Origin of the sequence: Streptomyces sp. NPDC015131 (assembly GCF_043079975.1) — a bacterium.
Taxonomy (GTDB): Bacteria; Actinomycetota; Actinomycetes; order Streptomycetales; family Streptomycetaceae; genus Streptomyces.
Genome location: NZ_JBIBVB010000004.1, coordinates 168,655 through 185,253, shown reverse-complemented (window position 1 = coordinate 185,253; position 16,599 = coordinate 168,655). Strand labels below are relative to the sequence as shown.

Genomic DNA, 16,599 nt, shown 5'->3' with positions numbered 1-16,599 from the left:
GGGGGGCGCGGCCCCCCCCCGCCCCCACCCCGCCCCGCCGCGGGGGGTTGTGGGGGCCCCACGGGGCGCGCCCCGGCCGGGGGGGGGCCCCCCCGGGCCCGGGGCCCCACCGCCCCGCGGGGCTCAGCGGGTGCCGACCGCCGCGCGCACCGCCCGCCGGGCGAGCGCGCAGTCGTCGTGCAACCGCCGCAGCAGCAGCCGCTGTTCCTCACCGGCCGACACCGCGCCCGGAGCGGCCGGGACGGAACCGGCGGGCGGAGCCTCGCGTATCGTGCGCTGCACGGCGGTCTCGTACGTCCGGATCTCCCGGGTCACCACCAGCATCAGGTTCACCAGAAACGCGTCCCGGGCCGCCGGGCCCTCGCGCTGGGCGAGCTGGCTGATGTGCCGCCGCGCCGCGGGAGCGTCACCCAGCACCGTCCACAGCGTCGCCAGGTCGTACCCCGGCAGGTACCAGCCCGCGTGCTCCCAGTCGACCAGCACCGGACCGGCGGGCGACAGCAGGATGTTGGAGAGCAGGGCGTCCCCGTGGCAGAACTGCCCCATCGCCTGCCGCCCGCCCGCGTGCGCCAGGCCGTGCAGCAGCTTCTGGAGGTCGTCCCGGTCCCGGTCGGTGAACAGGCCCAGCTCGTGGTAGCGCGAGATGCGCGAGCCGTAGTCGAGGGGGGCGTCGAAGGTACCGGCCGGCGGGCGCCAGGAGTTGACCCGGGCGATCGCGCCGAGCGCCGCCCGGACGTCCGCGCGCGGCGGGGCCTCCAGGGGGTGGCGGGTGAGGGCGGCGGCCCGCCCCGGCATCCGCTCGATGACGAGCGTGCAGTTGTCGGGGTCGGCGGCGATCAGCCGCGGCGCCCGCACCGGCGGCCGGTGCCGTACGAAGGCCCGGTAGGCGGCGATCTCGTGGCGGAACCGCTCGACCCACGCGGGGGAGTGGTCCAGTAAACACTTGGCGACGGCGGTGGCGCGTCCGGTGGTCCCCACCAGCAGGACCGACCGGCCGCTGCGCCGCATCACCTGCACCGGGTTGAACTCCGGGCAGATCCGGTGCACCGACGCGATGGCCTTCCGCAACTGCGCGCCCTGGGGACCGGACAAGTCGATCCTCCCGCTCAGCGGCCCGGCCACCGCACCCGCCCAGCGCCGGGCCCGTCCCGCCTGCGTGGGGTCCAGGTAGGGGCCGCCGCCCGCCGGGACGGTGCGCTGCGGACGGGGCGGGGCGGACACGGAGGACGATGCTGTGTACATGGGCGAGCCAGATCCCTTCGTGTGCCGACGATGCGAACGCTGCCCCGTCCCGGCGTCCGGCCGGACACCCTGGGGAATGAGGGCCGGTCACCGGGGCGGGGTGGCGCTTTCCTACCTGACACCCGGGCGCGGGTGGCACACCATCTGGCGGACCCTGGCGAACCCTGGCGAATAGTCGCCAGCCCTATGACAGCGGGCTAGTGTCAAGTCAGCCGAGAACCTGGGGGCTTGACGTGACCGGAGAACCCAACACCCGCCTTGCAGACCTGTTCGGCCTGGCCGGCTGGTCCAAAGGAGAACTCGCGAGACTCGTGAACCGGCAGGCGGCGGCCATGGGCCACCCCCAGCTGGCGACCGACACCTCGCGGGTGCGGCGCTGGATCGACATGGGGGAGACCCCGCGCGATCCCGTACCCCGGGTGCTGGCGGCCCTGTTCACCGAGCGACTCGGCCGTGTCGTGACCATCGAGGACCTCGGGTTCGTACGGCACGGGCGCGCCGGGAAACGGCGGGACGTCAGGAACGACGACAACCCTGACGGGCTGCCCTGGGCGCCCGAGCGTACGGCCGCGGTCCTCACCGAATTCACGGGAATGGACCTCATGCTCAACCGACGCGGCTTGGTGGGCGCGGGCGCCGCGCTCGCCGCAGGCTCCGCACTGACCAGCGCCATGCACGACTGGCTCCACACCGACCCCTCTCTCGCCGGCGACCGCCCCCGTCCCCAGGACCCGCTGCACGCCGACCCCGCCGGATTCGACCGCTACGAGGCAGCGCCCATCGGGTCGCAGGAGATCGAGGCGCTGGAGCGCTCGGTCGAGGTGTTCCGCGCCTGGGACGCCGCCCGGGGCGGCGGGCTCCAGCGCAAGGCCGTCGTCGGACAGCTCAACGAGGTGGGCGGCATGCTCGCCTACCGCCACCCCGAGCACCTCCAGCGCAGGCTGTGGGGCGTCGCCGCCAACCTCGCCGTGCTGGCCGGATGGATGTCGCACGACGTGGGCCTGGAGCCCACCGCGCAGAAGTACTTCGTCATCGCCGCCCACGCGGCCCGTGAGGGCGGCGACCGCCCCCGCGCCGGCGAGGCCCTCTCCCGGGCGGCCCGCCAGATGGTCCACCTGGGCCGCCCCGACGAGGCCCTCGACCTGATGAAGCTCGCCCGGTCCGGCTCGGGCGACGAGATCCTGCCGCGCACCCAGGCGATGCTGCACACCATCGAGGCGTGGGCGCAGGCGTCCATGGGCCGCGGCCAGGCGATGCGCCGCACCCTGGGCGAGGCGGAGGAGCTGTTCGTCTCGGACAAGTCCGACGTGCCGCTGCCGAGCTGGATGCAGACCTTCAAGAGCGAGGACCTGTACGGCATGCAGGCCCTGGCGTACCGGACGCTGGCCGAGCACGAGCCCGCCGCCGCCCGCCAGGCGCAGCACTTCGCGCAGAAGGCGCTGTCCCTCCGCAACGACGGCCGGCAGCGCTCCAAGATCTTCGACTATCTCTCGATGGCCTCGGCCTGCTTCATCGCCGACGACCCCGAGCAGGCCGACCGGTACGCCCGGCTCGCCCTGATGTCCATGGGGGAGACCTCGTCGCAGCGCACCTGGGACCGGCTGCGGGAGATGTACCGGCTCACCGGCCAGTACGCGGGCTACGCGAAGATCGAGGACCTCCGCGAGGAGATCCAGCTCGCCATGCCCAAGTCGGTGGCCAAGAAGCCCAGGGCCGCCCGGGCCTGACGCCCGTGCGACCCGCTCCACCCCTCAAATACCCTGATAAACGCCGCTGTTGAGCCGGTTCCGGCCCGGCGGACGCCCCCCGGGGCGGCGCGGCTCAGCCGATCCGCACGACCATGACACAGGCGTCGCACGCGCGCGGTGACCTCCCGAACTCCTCCGTCAACGACCGTACGCACTCCTGCGCGTCGCGCGCCGCGGCGAACCGCGGTGCCAGCTCCAGCAGCCTCTCCCGGCCGGTGTCGCGCGTCAGGCCGTCCGTGTGCAGCACCAGCACGTCCCCCGGCAGCAGCCGGACCTCGTCCTGCTCGTACGCCGCCCCGGGCGTCGCCCCGAGCAGGGCGCCCTCCGGCCGCTCCAGCGCCCGCCCCGTCCCGCCGCGGAACAGCAGCGGGGCGGGGTGGCCCGCCTGCGCCCAGGCCAGCGTCCGGGTCCGCCGGTCGTAGCGGCAGCACACCGCGCTGCCCAGGGCCGGCTGCGAGGAGGAGTCCAGCACCTGGTTGAGGTGGCCCATCAGGGCGCCGGGGCGGATCCCGGCGACGGCCAGGCCCCGCAGGGCGCCCAGCAGCATCGCCATGGTGGACGTCGCCGAGATGCCGTGCCCGGTGAGGTCGCCGACCGTCAGCAGGGCTTGCCCGTCGGGCAGTTCCAGCGCGTCGTACCAGTCGCCGCCGACCGGCGCGCCGGATCCCGCCGGCAGGTACTGCCCGGCCAGGTCCAGCCCGGCGGGGCCCTCGGACGGGAAGCCGGAGGAACCGCGCCACGGCGGCAGCACCGCCTCGTGCAGCTCCAGCGCCATCCGGTGCTCGGTCTGCTCGATGTGGCGGGTGCGCCGCAGGGAGTCCCGGGACTCGCGCACCGCACGCTCGCTGCGGCGCAGTTCGCTGACGTCCCGCAGGACCGCCCACATGGAGGCCGTGCAGCCGTCGGTGTCGAGCACGGGCTCGCCCATCATGTGCAGCGTCCGCACCCGGCCGTCCACGCGGACGATCCGGAACTCGCCGTCGATGGGCTTGCCGTCGATCAGGCAGCCGGTGACCATCGCCGTCAGCAGCGCCTGGTCCTCGGCGAACACCATCGAGGGCAGCTCGTCCAGGGTCATCGGGCCGGCCTCGGGCGACCGGCCGAAGATCACGTACAGCTCGTCGGACCAGCTCACCTCGTCGGTGAGCAGGTTCCACTCGGCGCTGCCGACCCGGCTGAGCAGCGACCCGGTGGGCGGCGGACCGGCGGGCGCCTCGACCCCGGCGGCGCCGGCGGCGCCCGCCGGGGCGGTCCCGGTCTCGGTGAGCCCCTCCGGGACGCCCTCCTTGAGCTGACCCAACTGGGCGCCCAGGTCGTCGAGTTGGTGGACGGCGAGATCGCACAGCGCGCGCTGCCAGCGGCCCTGCGGGTCGTCCTCGTCCGTCACGGCGTCCCGGCGTACCGCGTCGACGCCTCCCCGCAGTCTGCGGGTCTGCGAGATCAGGGCGTCCAGCGTGCCGCGCTCCGGCGGCTGCGGGGCGGGACGGTCCGCGAACAGATGGGACGGCATGTCGTACTCCGATACAGGCGCGATCGCGGCCAGGGTCTGAAACTGAGGACCGGTTACGACTGTTGCACAGGCGGGGACCCCCTGTAAGGGGTTTGGCAACACTCGATACGGTGGTGCTTACGGCATATGCCTACGGCCCGGCGGGAACGGCCTCTAGGTCGGCCGTCCGGTGGGCGCCCGGTCGTCCGCCCGGCACCGGCTGTCCGGCACCGGCCGTCCGGCCGGCCCGGCCGGGCTCAGGGCAGGATCGCGTCCACATAGCCGCCGTCGACCCGGACCGCCGCGCCCGTCGTCGCCGAAGCCTGCGGGGAACTCAGGTACACCACCATATGGGCGATCTCCTCCGGCTCGATCAACCGCTGGAGCAGCGACTGCGGCCGATGGGTGCGCATGAACGCGCGCTGGGCCTCCTCCCAGCCCAGATCCCGGTCCACCAGCTCGTACACAAAATCTTCGACACCACCCGTATGGGTGGGTCCTGCGATTACCGAGTTGACGGTCACGCCGGTCCCGGCGGCCTCCTTGGCGAAGCCCCGGCTCACCGCCAGCAGCGCCGTCTTGGACATCCCGTAGTGGATCATCTCGGCCGGGGTCACCACCGCGGAGTCGCTGGCGATGTACTGCACCCGCCCCCAGCCCCGCTCCTTCATCCCCGGGAGGTACGCCCGGGTCAGCCGCACCGCCGCGAGGACGTTCACCTCGAAGTACCGCCGCCACTCCTCGTCCGCGATCTCCAGGGCCGGGCGGGCCTCGAAGATGCCCAGGTTGTTGACGAGGACGTCCACCTCGGGCAGCAGCTCCCGCGCCAGCGCGGCGCCCTCCTCGCTCGCGATGTCCGCCGCGACCGGGACGACCTCGGCGTCCGGGACCTCCGCCCGCAGCCGCTTCACCGCGGCCGTGACACCGTCCTCGCTCCGCCCGTTCACCGCCACCGTCGCTCCCGCGCGGGCCAGCCCGGTGGCGATCGCCGCGCCGATGCCCTGCGTCGAGCCGGTGACCAGCGCCGTCCTGCCGGTGAGGTCCAGATGCATCCGACCGGTTTCCCTTCTCGTGTCCCGTTCACGCCGTTCATGACGTTCGTACCGTCCCCCGCGTCCCATGCTGCCCACCCGCATCCGCTCATACCCGCCCGTGACGGACGTGGACCGCCGCGCAGGGGGTACCCGGGGCCGAGGCGGTCACCGGAGGAGAGGAGCCGTGAACATGAACGCGGGCAAGCGGGTCGTCGTCACTGGAGCCACCGGAAACGTCGGGACGAGCGTGGTCGCCGCCCTCGCGGCCGACCCCCGCGTCGACTCCGTCCTGGGCCTGGCCCGCCGCCTGCCCGGCTGGTCACCGCCCGGCACCGAGTGGGCGCGGGTCGACCTCCGCGAGGAGAACGACCTGACCGGGCACTTCGAGGGCGCCGACGCGGTGATCCACCTGGCCTGGGCCTTCCAGCCCACCCACGACCCGGTGGCCACCTGGCGCACCAACGTCCTCGGCAGCCTCCAGGTCTTCCGCGACGTGGCCGCCGCAGGCGTACCGGCGCTGGTCCACGCCTCGTCCGTCGGCGCCTACGCGCCCGGGCCCAAGGACGACGCCGTCGACGAGTCCTGGCCCACGCACGGCTGGCCAGGAGCCGCGTACACCCGGGAGAAGTCCTACCTGGAACGCGTCCTGGACACCTTCGAGGCCCGCAACCCGGGCGTGCGCGTCGTCCGGATGCGCCCGGCGTTCCTCTTCAAGCAGGAGTCCGGCCCCGAGCAGCGGCGGATCTTCGCCGGGCGGTTCCTGCCGGGGCAGCTGGCCGGCCCCCGGACGATCCCCGTCGTCCCCGACATCCCCGGCCTGCGCTTCCAGGCGCTGCACACCGACGACGCCGCCGAGGCGTACCGGCTCGCCGCCACCGGGGACGCGAGCGGCGCCTTCAATCTGGCCGCCGATCCGGTGCTGGACGCCCGCGAGCTGGCCGGGCTCCTCGACGCGAAGGTGATACGGCTGCCCCGGCCGGCGATCCGCGCCGCGCTGGCGGCCGGGTGGGGGCTGCGCCTGATCCCCGCCTCGCCCCAGCTCTTCGACGCCGTGCTGCGCATCCCGGTCCTGGACTGGTCGCGGGCGCGCACCGAGCTCGGCTGGACCCCGCGCCGCACCTCCCTGGAGGCCGTCGAGGAGATGCTGGAGGGCATGCGCACGGGCACCGGCATGGACACCGCACCGCTGCGCGGCCGCCGGGCGAGCTGACCCCCGGCGCGGCCGGCCCCCCGGCGTCTGCGCGACACGCCCGCGCCGGCAGGTGACGCCGGGGCCCCGGGTGGGCACACCACAGACAGGGGCAGGACGCCCGGGCGTCCCCTCGCACACCCATGCGGTCGGTGAAGGGGGCCAGCGTGCCGGACAGGCGTCCTCGGGGCTATCAGCCGGACTGGCAACCTCGCCCCGCCACCCAGGAGTTGCTCGCGGCGGTCCAGCTCATCCTGGGCCGGTACGCGGCACAGCTTCCCTTGACGATCCGTCAGATATGGTACGCGGCCGTCGCCGACGGCGTCCTCACCCGCCAGGAGCGCACCTACAAGCGGCTGGTCGACGTCCTCGGCATGGCCCGCCGCTCCGGCCGGGTCTCCTGGCTGGCCATCGGCGACGGCACGGACCCCGCGGTGGAGCCGGTCGCCTACGACGGCCCCGGCGGCTTCCGGCAGGCGCAGCTGGAGGCCGCCCGGGGCTTCCGGCTCGACCGCCAGGCCGGGCAGGAGGACCGGCTGGAGGTGTGGTGCGCGTCGGCCGGGCTGGTGCCGCAGCTCGCCACCGTCACCGACCCCTGGGGCGTCCCCGTGTACGTGTCCGCCGGCGGGCTGTCCGGCAAGCGGGCCGCCGCCCAGCGGGCCGCGGCGGGCGGCCACAGCTCCGTACGCATCCTGGTCGTCGCCGACTGGGACCCCAGCGGGGTGCACCTCTACACCGCGCTCGCCGAGGACGTCACCGCCTTCGCCGCCCTCGACGCGCCCGATGTGACGATGCGCTTCGAACGGCTCGCCGTCACCGAGCGCCAGATCGCCGACCACCGGCTGCCCACCGCCCCGGTGAAGGCCGGCGACCGGCGCTCCTTCCCCAAGGCGGCCACCACCCAGGCCGAGGCGCTGCCGCCCGACGTGCTCGCCGCCCTGGTCCGCGACGCGATCAGCGGCAGCCGGGACACCGGTGTGCTGGCCGAGGTCCTGGAACGCGAGGACGTCCAGCGGCGGGCCCTCCTGGAGCGCTTCCCGGTCTGACCCGCACCCGTCACCGGGCCACCGCGAGGGCCGGGAACGGTCACGGCGGCGTCTCGTCCGCCGCCGTCCGCCCGCGCATCCGGTCGAGCCGGCTGATCACCGGCGTCGCGGTCGTCCCGTGCACCACCACCGAGGCCAGCACGGTGAAGGCGACCGCCGACCACAGCTCGGGCGCCAGGCCGCCGAACCCGTGCTCCCCGAGCGCGTACGACAGGTAGAACAGCGACCCGATGCCGCGCAGCCCGAACACCGCCGTCACCATCCGCTCCCGGCGCCCCGCCGCCGAGCCGAGCTGCGCCACCCAGCCGGTGAGCGGGCGCACCACCAGCACCAGCAGCAGCCCGACCGCCACCGCCTGCCAGGTCAGGGCCTCGAGGCCGCCCCCGGCGACGTACCCGCCGAGCAGGAACAGCAGCACCGCGGTGAACAGCCGCTCGATCTGCTCGGTGAACTCGTGCAGCACCTTGTGGTACCCGTGGCTGCGCTCGGCGGCGCGCAGGGTGCAGGCCGCCACGAACACCGCGAGGAAGCCGTAGCCGTGCAGCAGCTCCGTCACCCCGTACGACAGGAAGGTGGCGCCCAGCGCGACGAACCCCTCCATGTGCTCCGACAGGCGCAGCGCCGACGTCCGGGCCCGGAAGAACATCCAGCCCAGCAGCCGTCCCACCGCTATCCCGGCAATCAGCCCGATCGCGACCTTCCCCACCGCGTCGGTCAGGGACCAGCCGCCGATCCAGCCGCCCGACCAGCCGGTGCCCGCGGCGGCGGCCAGCGCGACGGCCGCCAGCACGAACGGGAAGGCGAGCCCGTCGTTGAGGCCCGCCTCGCTGGTGAGCGTGAAGCGCACCTCGTCCTCGTCCTCCTCCGCGTCGGTGGGCTCCCCCACCCGCACCTCGGCCGCCAGCACCGGGTCGGTGGGCGCGAGGACGGCGCCCAGCAGCAGCGCGGCGGCGGGCGGCCAGTCCAGCAGCGCCCAGGCGAGCACGGCCGTCGCCGCGATGGTCAGCGGCATGGTGATGCCCAGCAGCCGCCAGGTGCCCGCCCAGGCCCGCCACCCGGGCGGCCGGTTGATCGCGAGCCCCGCGCCCATCAGCGACACGATCACGCACAGCTCGGTGGCGTGCTCCACCCACAGCCGGTCGGTCAGCGGGTCGACCACCGGCACGGGCAGCGGCAGCAGCTGGACGAAGGCGCCCGCGGCCAGGAAGACCATGGGCATGGAGAACGGGCGGCGGAACACCACACGGGGCAGGACGGCGGCCGCGAGGGCGCCGACGCCCAGCCCGGCGTACACCAGATCGGAAAACGTCATTCAGGCAATGTGCGCGCGGTGACCGTGAACAAACCCCCGTCGGGGTCCCGCAGTGCGGCCTGGACACCGGGGTCGTGGTGGAGCACGGAGCCCCCGTGCCGCCGCGCGGCCGCCACGCACCCGTCGACGTCGCGCACCGGGAAGTGGACCTCCCAGCGCGGCCGGATCGCGGGGTCGGGCGCGGCCTCCAGGGCACCGGAGCTCAGCCGGGCGACCACCAGGCCCGCGCTGCGCAGCACCACCTCGTCGGCCTCGTACTCGACGTCGCAGCTGCCGGGCCGGTCGGAGGCCCAGTCGAAGACCTCCCCGTAGAAGATCGCGGACTCGAAGGCGTCCCGGGTGCGCAGCCGCAGCCAGGCCGGCGAGGCGGCGCGCCAGGTCTCCCAGCCCGACAGCAGCTGGCCCTCCCAGATCCCGAAGACCGCGCCGTCCCGGTCCGCGGCGAGCGCCCCGCGCCCGACCACGAAACCGACCGGGCCCACGGCCACCGTGCCGCTGCGCTCCCTGATCCGCGCGGCCGTCTGGTCGGCGTCGCGGACGGCGAAGTACGGGGTCCAGGCGACGGCCACCTGGAGCGCGGACGCCAGCGCCCCGATCCCGGCGACGGGCGTCCCACCCTCCAGGGCGACGCTGAACTCCTCGCCGAGCCGTGCCCGGCGGAACTCCCAGCCCATCGTGGCGCCGTAGAACTCCTGGGCGGCGCTCAGGTCGCGGGTCATCAGGCTCACCCAGCAGGGGGCACCGAACACGGAGCTGCTGGACGTCACCGCTGACGTGGTGGTGGCTGTCGGCTTCCTGTTCATGTGCAAAACCGTCCCGGGGTCCCCAGTGGTGCGGATGTGCCGCAGGCCGCCTCGACCTGCTCTGTCGTCTCCTGTGCCTCTGCCCGGTGTCCATCCTTGCACTCTTTGCACGGGATGGCCTTTCTCCCCTCGCGCACCCGGGACGCGCCCCGGCGGCTCACCGGCGGCGGCGTGCCCGGCGGACCCGGTCGCGCCACCGGCGCAGCACCCGGGCGAGATGCCAGCGCTCCTCGTAGACCAGCCGGCCCACCAGCGCCCCGCCGAACACCACGAAACCCACCCCGACCAGCCACGACTGGACGACCAGCATGGTGCCGACCGGTCCGTAGGTCACCGCGTTGGAGGCGATCAGCGGGGAGAAGACCAGGCGGGAGAAGACCCGCAGCCCCGCCAGCCCGATCACCGTGCACACCGCCCCGGGCAGCAGCGCCCGCCAGGGGAGCCGGCCGCCGAGCAGCAGCCGCTGCGACCACCAGAAGAACAGCACCGCGCTGCCGAAGGCGAGCACCACGCGCCAGGCGAGGTCGATGCCGGTCGCCGGGTGGGAGGCCACGTCGGCCGACAGCAGCAGATAGCCGATGAGCAGGGCGAGCCACACCGCGTGGCGCCACATGGTGTGCCAGCGCGCGGCGGGCAGTTCCCAGACCTTCTCGTAGCCGGTCTGCACTACACCGCCGAACGTCAGACCGAACACGGCCAGCGCGGCGATACCGAAGCCGGTGGTCGACTCCAGGGCCGCCCCGGGCGGCGCGAACAGCCGCTCCACCTCGTCCGTGGAGGCCGTCGCCACCCCGAGCCCGTCCGACAGCCACTGCGCGAAACCCGAACCGCCGGCCGGGTCGGCCGCCGCCACCACGATCAGCAGCGGGACCAGCGTCAGCAGCCCGAGGGCCGCGAAGCCCATCGAGCGGTGCATCAGCTCCAGGTCGGTCCCGGTCCGCCAGCCGCGCCCGGCGGCCGAGCCGTGGAAGGCGCCGTGCAGCCGCCCGAACCACCTGTCGCGGGACCCGCCCTCGGTCCCGGGAGACTTCTCGGACATGCACCTCGCATACCCGGCGGCGGGGTGCGCGGCCCGGGTGGGCGCGGGGGAGGGCCCGAATGGACGCCTCCGCCCGCGCCGCCGCGCCCGGCGGGTCCTACGACAGCTTGCCGTCGTAGTCGGGCAGCTTGAACGTCCGCTCGGCGTGGCCGCCGACCAGGTCGGTGGGCCGGTTGCCGACGTTGGCGATGATCGTGTAGCCCTTGGCCTCGATCTCGGCGCGCTTGCCCGTCTTGTACGCGCTCACCTCGTCGAACAGGTCGGGCAGGTCGCGCACGTACAGACCGTCGACGGGGTAGCCGACCGCCTTGAGGTTGTACGCGGTGGGCGCGTGCAGGATGCCGGGCCGGGCGGTGACGAAGAAGACGTCCACGCCGCGCGAGTCCGCGTACCGGGCCAGGTCCAGGGAGGCCCGGACGGCGGGCGTGGGGAACTCCCAGAAGTAGTGGAAGTCCGTCTCCAGCGAGGTGTTGTCGATGTCGAACACCACCGCCAGCTTCTTGCCGGAGGGCGACGCGGTGCGCTGCTCTATGTAGGGGCGGGCCTGGCTGAGCGCGGCGGCGACGTCACGCTGCCAGGTTCCGTAGTCCACGCCGGCGAGCTGGGCGCCGGTGAAGGCGGGGCCCGCCGCCGCGGTCCTGGCCGCGGCGGGGGCGGCGGCCGGGGCGGCCTGCGGGGCGGCGGTCGCCGCCGTGGCGGCGGTGGCGGTGAGAGCGAGGGCTGCCGTGGTGACGCCCAGTCTGGCGGTCCATCCGGGTGCGCGCATGGGGGGTTCAACTCCTGTGGGGAGAAGGGTCGGTGGAAGCGCTTGGCATGCTCGCGCCTCATCATGGACGGAATGAGGCGTTCCATCTACTGGTCGGTAGCCACGGGTTTTCGGAGTGGGGATCCGTACGGGAAAATCCGTTTGCGCGCGCGGCCCCCCGGCGCCGACAGTGGCCCGATGCGAACGGGACGAACCATGTCCGTGCGGGCCGCCCGGCCCGAGGACGCGCCGCGGATATGCGAGCTGCTCAACACCATCGACACCATCGAGATCGGGGCCCCGGAGACCGACCTGCACAGCGTCGAGGCCGATCTGACGCACGCGGAGACCGACCTCGAACAGGACTCGTGGCTGGCCTTCGACGAGGAGGACCGGCTCGTCGCCTACGCCCTGCTGTGGGACGAGTCGGGCGCCGAACGGATCGACATCGACCACTATGTGCTCCCCGAGCACCAGGACGCGGGCGAGCACCTGCTCGGCCTGGCCGAGCGGCGGGCCCGCGACCGGGCCCGCGCCAACGGCGCCGAGCGGGCCGTCATCCACCTCAACCTCAACCTCAGGCCCACCATCGACACCGGCATGCTCGCCCGGCGCGGCTGGCACACCGTCCGGCGCCACCAGGTGATGGTGCGCGACCTGTCCCCGCAGGACGACCCGCTGCCCGAGCCGCCCGCCGGGGTCACCCTCCGCGACTGCACCGCCGAGGAGGACAGGCGGCGCGCCCACGCGCTGGTGGAGGAGACCTTCGCCGAGCACTTCGACCACCAGCCGCGCACCTACGAGCAGTGGCTGGAGGACATCGACGCCGCCCGCCGCGACTGGTCGCTGGTCTGGATCGCCTCCACCGGCGACGGAGAAGGCGACGGAGAAGGCGTCGGCGATGGTGGCGTCGGCGGCGGGGAGGGCCGCGAGGACGCCGCCGTGCTCGTCACCCGCAACGACCGCACCGGCATGGGCTGGGTGGGCAACCTCGGCGTCCGCAAGAACGCCCGCGGGCGGGGCCTCGGCGGCTACCTGCTGCGGCACGCCTTCGGCACGTACGCCGCCCTCGGCCGCGACCGGATCGGGCTGGGCGTCGACACCCTCAACGAGACCGGTGCCCTGCGGATCTACGAGGCGCACGGCATGCGGCTGCACTACGCCGTGGACACCTGGGAGGTCACGCTCCCCGCCACCACTCCCGCGGCTTCCGGCTGAAGCCACGTCACGGCGGCCCGGTCCGGGTGACCGGGCCGGGCCGCCATGACGACCGGGGGCGGCGGGGGCGGGGGGTCAGAGGCGGCAGCCGGGCCCGGCCTGCGCCGGTACCGTCCGCCCGGGCGGCGGCCGGTGCCCCCGCACGGCCCAGTCCTCCAGCGCGGTGAACGCCGCGCGGTGGCACGGCACCAGCGGCCGGAGCCGGTCCGGGAAGGCGTCCACCAGCGCGTCGGTGTGGGTGCCGCCCTCGATCCGGTAGTACCGGTGCAGCCCGCCCCGGCCCGCGTCCCGCACCATCCGCGCGTACACGTCGGAGGTCCGGCCGATGGGCAGCAGGACGTCCAGCGTGCCGTGCACGGTGATCAGCGGCTTGCCGATCCGGCCCGTCAGCGCGACCCGGCCGACCGCCCGCCGCAGCTCCGCCGGACGGGAACCGTAGGCGTAGTCCTCGTCCCGCCCGGTGTACGCCGGGTCGAACTCCTCGCGGTACACCCGCTGCGTCAGGCCCCAGTAGGTGGTGTGGTGGTACGGCCACAGGAACTCCGACCCGGCCGGGTAGCCGGCGGCGTGCATCGCCGCGCGCGCCGCGCCGGCGCCCGGGCCGCCCGCCGCGTACACCGGGTACTGCCGCAGCGCCGGCGGGAGGAACGTGAAGAGGTTCGGGCCGTCCGCCCGCCACAGGGTCCCCTCCCAGTCCACCCCGCCGTCGTACAGCTCCGGGTGGTTCTCCAGCTGCCAGCGCACCAGATAGCCGCCGTTGGACATCCCGGTGACCAGGGTCCGGGCCGGCGGGCGGTGGTAGTGCCGCCCCACCACCGCCCGGGCGGCGCGCGTCAGCTGCGTCAGGCGGGTGTTCCACTCGGCGACCGCGTCACCGGGCGCCCGGCCGTCGAGGTGGAAGGACATGCCGGTGTTGCCCTTGTCGGTGGCGGCGAAGGCGTACCCCCGCGACAGCACCCAGTCGCCGATGGCCCGGTCGTTGGCGTACTGCTCGCGGTTGCCCGGGGTGCCGGAGACCACCAGCCCGCCGTTCCAGCGGGCCGGGAGCCGGATGACGAACTGGGCATCGTGCCGCCAGCCGTGGTTGGTGTTGGTGGTGGACGTGTCGGGGAAGTAGCCGTCGATCTGCACGCCCGGCACCCCCCGGGGCACCGGCAGGTCCCTGGGCGTGAGCCCCGCCCAGTCGGCCGGGTCGGTGTGCCCGGACGCCGCGGTCCCGGCGGTCGTCAGGTCGGGCAGGCAGGCCGCCACCTGGTGCGCGGCGCCCGGCACCCGGGGGGCGGGGCAGCGGGCGGTGTCCGCGCGGGCGGCCACGGGGGCCGAGGGGACGCAGCCGTCGTCCGCGAGCGTGTAGTGCCCGGCGGGCGACTCCCTGAGGGTGTGCGTGACGAACGTGTTGTAGAGGCCCATGTTCTGGCCCGAGCCCTTGGCGTAGGTGATCCCGCCGCTCGTCGTCGCCCGCCCGGCCGCCACATGCCGGTAGTTGTCGGCGGTCCAGCAGGAGACCGGCGCGCCGCCCGTGGTGCGCACGGTGACCGGCGCGGACAGTGCTCCGGGCCGCCCCTCCCCGTCGCGGGCCGCCACCGCGTAGGTGTGGGTCGTGCCGGGCGCGAGCCCCGTGTCGGTGAACGGGGGAGCGGTGGGCGTCGCGACGGGCGCGCCGTCGCGGTGGACCGTGTAGCCGGAGGCGCCCGGGACGGCCGCCCAGCCGAGGGTGACACCGGTGGCGGTCACGGCGCTCGCGGCCAGACCGGCGGGCGCGGGCAGCCCGCCCGGCGGCTCACCCGGGCCCGCCAGGCCGAAGAACTCCGTGATCCAGTGGCTGGAACAGATGCTGTCCAGGAAGTACGCCGCCGCCTCACCGCACTGCCGGGCCCCGGAACCGGGGTCCACCGGCGTGCCGTGGCCCAGGCCCGGCACCCGGTTCACCTCCACGGCGACCGTCCCGTCCGGGGCCGCGTACTGCTCCTGCCGGGTGGAGCCGGTCCCGATCACCACCGTACGGGTCGGGGTCTGCGGCAGCCCGTGCACCGCCGTCCACTGGTCGCGCAGCTCGTCCGCGTTGCGCGGCACCACCGTGGTGTCCCGGTCGCCGTGCCAGACCGCCACCCTGGGCCACGGCCCCGTCCACGACGGATGGGCGTCGCGCACCCGCTGCGCCCACTGGGCCGGGGTCCGGTCCACCCCCGGGCTCATGCAGGAGTACGCGGCCGTCACGTCGCGGGCGCAGTCGTGCGGGAGCCCGGCGACCACCGCGCCGGAGGCGAAGACGTCGGGGTAGGCGGCCAGCATCGCCGAGGTCATCGCGCCCCCGGCGGACAGACCGGTCACATGCACGCGCCGCGCGTCGGCGCCGTAGGAGGACACGGAGTGCGCGACCATCTGCCGGATCGACGCCGCCTCGCCCTGGCCGCGCCGGCTGTCCGACGGCTGGAACCAGTTGAAGCACCGGTTGAGGTTGTTGGCCGTGCTCTGCTCGGCCAGCACCAGGAGGAACCCGTACCGGTCCGCGTACTGCGCCAGCCCCGAACGGCCGGCGTAGTCCTGCGCGTTCTGGGTGCACCCGTGCAGGGCCACCACGACCGGGGGCGACGCGGGCAGGGAGGCGGGGCGGTACACGTACATGGCCAGCGCGCCCGGGTTCGCCCCGAAGGCGGTGACCCGGGTCAGCCCCACGGCCGCCCGCGCTCCCGGCTGTGCGGCGGGCTCGGCGAGCGCGGCCGGCGGTGTGGCGGGTCCGGCGAGCGCGGTGGGCGCCGGGCCGGTGAGGACGGCGGCGAGCGCCAGCACCAGAGCGGTCAGGACGGCGAGCGGCCGCCCGGGGGCGCGGCGTCGGCGGCGGGTGGGCGGTGGGGGCATGGCGGCTCCTCGGGGGCAGGCCGGCGGGTGGGGATTCCGGCACCGTAGGACCGCGGGATACCGCTCGGTATGTCAGGGGGCACCACAGTCGCCGCGACCGCGCGCGGAGACCGGGGGATTGCGCTCGGTGACCGGCCGTGCTAAGCGCGGGCCTCCGCCCGGAAGGCGGGCGGGCTGCGCGCGGCGGGCCCGATCACGCCCCGTACACTCGTCCACCGCTGCCCGCAGCGGTGGTGAGGGATCAACAGACGTCTTGGGAAAGGGCATTACACATGGACTCCGCCGTGCGAGGCGACGCACCCATCTACGACGGCCTCATCGAGGAGCGCGGCGACGTGCCCGCCGATGTGCGGCGCGTCGCCGAGGAGACGATCCGCCAGCTCACCCGCGCGTTCGACTTCAGCGCCGTGGGCCGGTCGTCCGGCTACCCGGGCATGGGTTTCCCGCCCCCCGCGTCCATATGAGGACCTCCGGCGGGGGGCGGTGCGCCGGGCCTCAGGGCTGGGCGTCCACGAGCCCGCACACCCACGCGAGGACGTCGTGCACGCCCCGCACATGGGCCGTGCGCTCCGGGGTCTCGGTGACGTCGCCGAGCTGGACCACCGCCGCGTCCAGCTCCGCCGTGAGCGCGTGGCTGGACGGCACGCCCCCGGTGCCGGCGGCCCCCGTCACCGGGCCCTCCGCCGACCGCCCCAGCGTCCACTCGTAGGCCGCCACGGCGCCCAGCGCGAAGGGGGTGCCCAGCCCGGGGGTGGCGGCCTTGTGCGCCAGCCGGTGATACGCCGCCTCGACCTGGGTACGCGCCCTGGTGCCGATCAGTACGTCCTGCTCGGGTTCGAAATCCACGTTCATAACGGTACGTCTCACCGCGGGGG

General features: G+C 74.7%; 14 protein-coding genes and 1 pseudogene. 5 read left to right on the top strand and 10 right to left on the bottom strand.

Annotated features, from left to right (window positions below; translation table 11 throughout):
* Positions 1 to 123: 123 nt before the first annotated feature.
* Positions 124 to 1,242, bottom strand: a complete 1,119-nt coding sequence (locus tag ACF08D_RS16800) for an aminoglycoside phosphotransferase family protein (protein WP_392223369.1) — start codon at positions 1,240 to 1,242, stop codon at positions 124 to 126.
* A gap of 233 nt (positions 1,243 to 1,475) precedes the next feature.
* On the opposite strand from ACF08D_RS16800, the gene ACF08D_RS16795 reads away from it, so the two are divergent.
* Positions 1,476 to 2,969, top strand: a complete 1,494-nt coding sequence (locus ACF08D_RS16795; protein WP_392223368.1) for a hypothetical protein — start codon at positions 1,476 to 1,478, stop codon at positions 2,967 to 2,969.
* A gap of 94 nt (positions 2,970 to 3,063) precedes the next feature.
* Here ACF08D_RS16795 and ACF08D_RS16790 read toward each other — a convergent pair whose 3' ends face one another.
* The gene (locus ACF08D_RS16790; RefSeq protein WP_392223367.1) at positions 3,064 to 4,500 is read right to left on the bottom strand and encodes a PP2C family protein-serine/threonine phosphatase; all 1,437 of its coding nucleotides are present in this window, start codon (positions 4,498 to 4,500) and stop codon (positions 3,064 to 3,066) included.
* A gap of 236 nt (positions 4,501 to 4,736) precedes the next feature.
* Complete coding sequence (locus ACF08D_RS16785) at positions 4,737 to 5,531, bottom strand: SDR family NAD(P)-dependent oxidoreductase (protein WP_392223366.1); 795 nt, start codon at positions 5,529 to 5,531, stop codon at positions 4,737 to 4,739.
* 172 nt (positions 5,532 to 5,703) lie between these two features.
* Between ACF08D_RS16785 and ACF08D_RS16780 the strand changes: the two genes are divergently transcribed.
* Both ACF08D_RS16780 and ACF08D_RS16775 read left to right on the top strand, forming a co-directional pair.
* Positions 5,704 to 6,723 carry an SDR family oxidoreductase gene (locus ACF08D_RS16780; protein ID WP_392224081.1) on the top strand — a complete coding sequence of 340 codons (1,020 nt, stop codon included), beginning with the start codon at positions 5,704 to 5,706 and terminating at the stop codon, positions 6,721 to 6,723.
* A gap of 146 nt (positions 6,724 to 6,869) precedes the next feature.
* A complete protein-coding gene (locus ACF08D_RS16775; RefSeq protein WP_392223365.1) occupies positions 6,870 to 7,748 on the top strand; it encodes a hypothetical protein in 879 nt (292 codons plus the stop codon).
* 40 nt (positions 7,749 to 7,788) lie between these two features.
* On the opposite strand, the gene ACF08D_RS16770 is transcribed toward ACF08D_RS16775, so the two are convergent.
* The 4 genes from ACF08D_RS16770 to ACF08D_RS16755 form a co-directional block, all read right to left on the bottom strand.
* The gene (locus ACF08D_RS16770) at positions 7,789 to 9,060 is read right to left on the bottom strand and encodes a cation:proton antiporter (RefSeq protein ID WP_392223364.1); all 1,272 of its coding nucleotides are present in this window, start codon (positions 9,058 to 9,060) and stop codon (positions 7,789 to 7,791) included.
* Positions 9,057 to 9,863: a VOC family protein gene (locus tag ACF08D_RS16765; protein WP_392223363.1), complete on the bottom strand. Its 807-nt coding sequence runs from the start codon at positions 9,861 to 9,863 to the stop codon at positions 9,057 to 9,059. Before ACF08D_RS16765 ends, ACF08D_RS16770 begins: the two co-directional genes overlap by 4 nt.
* Positions 9,864 to 10,020: 157 nt before the next feature.
* The gene (locus ACF08D_RS16760) at positions 10,021 to 10,902 is read right to left on the bottom strand and encodes a ribonuclease BN (RefSeq protein WP_392223362.1); all 882 of its coding nucleotides are present in this window, start codon (positions 10,900 to 10,902) and stop codon (positions 10,021 to 10,023) included.
* A gap of 97 nt (positions 10,903 to 10,999) precedes the next feature.
* Positions 11,000 to 11,668 carry an HAD family acid phosphatase gene (locus tag ACF08D_RS16755; protein WP_392223361.1) on the bottom strand — a complete coding sequence of 223 codons (669 nt, stop codon included), beginning with the start codon at positions 11,666 to 11,668 and terminating at the stop codon, positions 11,000 to 11,002.
* A gap of 177 nt (positions 11,669 to 11,845) precedes the next feature.
* Between ACF08D_RS16755 and ACF08D_RS16750 the strand changes: the two genes are divergently transcribed.
* Entirely contained in the window at positions 11,846 to 12,865 is a 1,020-nt protein-coding gene (locus ACF08D_RS16750; RefSeq protein ID WP_392223360.1) for a GNAT family N-acetyltransferase, read from the top strand.
* 75 nt (positions 12,866 to 12,940) lie between these two features.
* Here the strand turns inward: ACF08D_RS16750 and ACF08D_RS16745 are convergent, their stop codons facing one another.
* Together ACF08D_RS16745 and ACF08D_RS16740 are read right to left on the bottom strand one after the other, a co-directional pair.
* Complete coding sequence (locus tag ACF08D_RS16745) at positions 12,941 to 14,275, bottom strand: 3-hydroxybutyrate oligomer hydrolase family protein (RefSeq protein WP_392224080.1); 1,335 nt, start codon at positions 14,273 to 14,275, stop codon at positions 12,941 to 12,943.
* Between the two features lie 606 nt (positions 14,276 to 14,881).
* A pseudogene (locus tag ACF08D_RS16740) lies at positions 14,882 to 15,490 on the bottom strand (PHB depolymerase family esterase); the annotation flags it as partial.
* A gap of 506 nt (positions 15,491 to 15,996) precedes the next feature.
* Here ACF08D_RS16740 and ACF08D_RS16735 point away from each other — a divergent pair.
* Positions 15,997 to 16,188 (top strand): hypothetical protein, encoded by a 192-nt coding sequence (locus ACF08D_RS16735; protein ID WP_392223359.1) that lies wholly within the window; start codon positions 15,997 to 15,999, stop codon positions 16,186 to 16,188.
* 31 nt (positions 16,189 to 16,219) lie between these two features.
* Here ACF08D_RS16735 and ACF08D_RS16730 read toward each other — a convergent pair whose 3' ends face one another.
* Positions 16,220 to 16,570: a hypothetical protein gene (locus ACF08D_RS16730; protein WP_392223358.1), complete on the bottom strand. Its 351-nt coding sequence runs from the start codon at positions 16,568 to 16,570 to the stop codon at positions 16,220 to 16,222.
* Between the last annotated feature and the right edge of the window lie 29 nt (positions 16,571 to 16,599).

What these genes read in the sequence shown, in the direction of transcription:
- ACF08D_RS16800 (WP_392223369.1), bottom strand. Translation starts at nt 1,242, where the DNA reads ATGTACACAGCATCGTCCTCCGTGTCCGCCCCGCCCCGTCCGCAGCGC.
- ACF08D_RS16790 (WP_392223367.1), bottom strand. Translation starts at nt 4,500, where the DNA reads ATGCCGTCCCATCTGTTCGCGGACCGTCCCGCCCCGCAGCCGCCGGAG.
- ACF08D_RS16785 (WP_392223366.1), bottom strand. Translation starts at nt 5,531, where the DNA reads ATGCATCTGGACCTCACCGGCAGGACGGCGCTGGTCACCGGCTCGACG.
- ACF08D_RS16780 (WP_392224081.1), top strand. Translation starts at nt 5,704, where the DNA reads ATGAACGCGGGCAAGCGGGTCGTCGTCACTGGAGCCACCGGAAACGTC.
- ACF08D_RS16770 (WP_392223364.1), bottom strand. Translation starts at nt 9,060, where the DNA reads ATGACGTTTTCCGATCTGGTGTACGCCGGGCTGGGCGTCGGCGCCCTC.
- ACF08D_RS16765 (WP_392223363.1), bottom strand. Translation starts at nt 9,863, where the DNA reads ATGAACAGGAAGCCGACAGCCACCACCACGTCAGCGGTGACGTCCAGC.
- ACF08D_RS16760 (WP_392223362.1), bottom strand. Translation starts at nt 10,902, where the DNA reads ATGTCCGAGAAGTCTCCCGGGACCGAGGGCGGGTCCCGCGACAGGTGG.
- ACF08D_RS16755 (WP_392223361.1), bottom strand. Translation starts at nt 11,668, where the DNA reads ATGCGCGCACCCGGATGGACCGCCAGACTGGGCGTCACCACGGCAGCC.
- ACF08D_RS16750 (WP_392223360.1), top strand. Translation starts at nt 11,846, where the DNA reads ATGCGAACGGGACGAACCATGTCCGTGCGGGCCGCCCGGCCCGAGGAC.
- ACF08D_RS16745 (WP_392224080.1), bottom strand. Translation starts at nt 14,275, where the DNA reads ATGGGCCTCTACAACACGTTCGTCACGCACACCCTCAGGGAGTCGCCC.
- ACF08D_RS16735 (WP_392223359.1), top strand. Translation starts at nt 15,997, where the DNA reads ATGGACTCCGCCGTGCGAGGCGACGCACCCATCTACGACGGCCTCATC.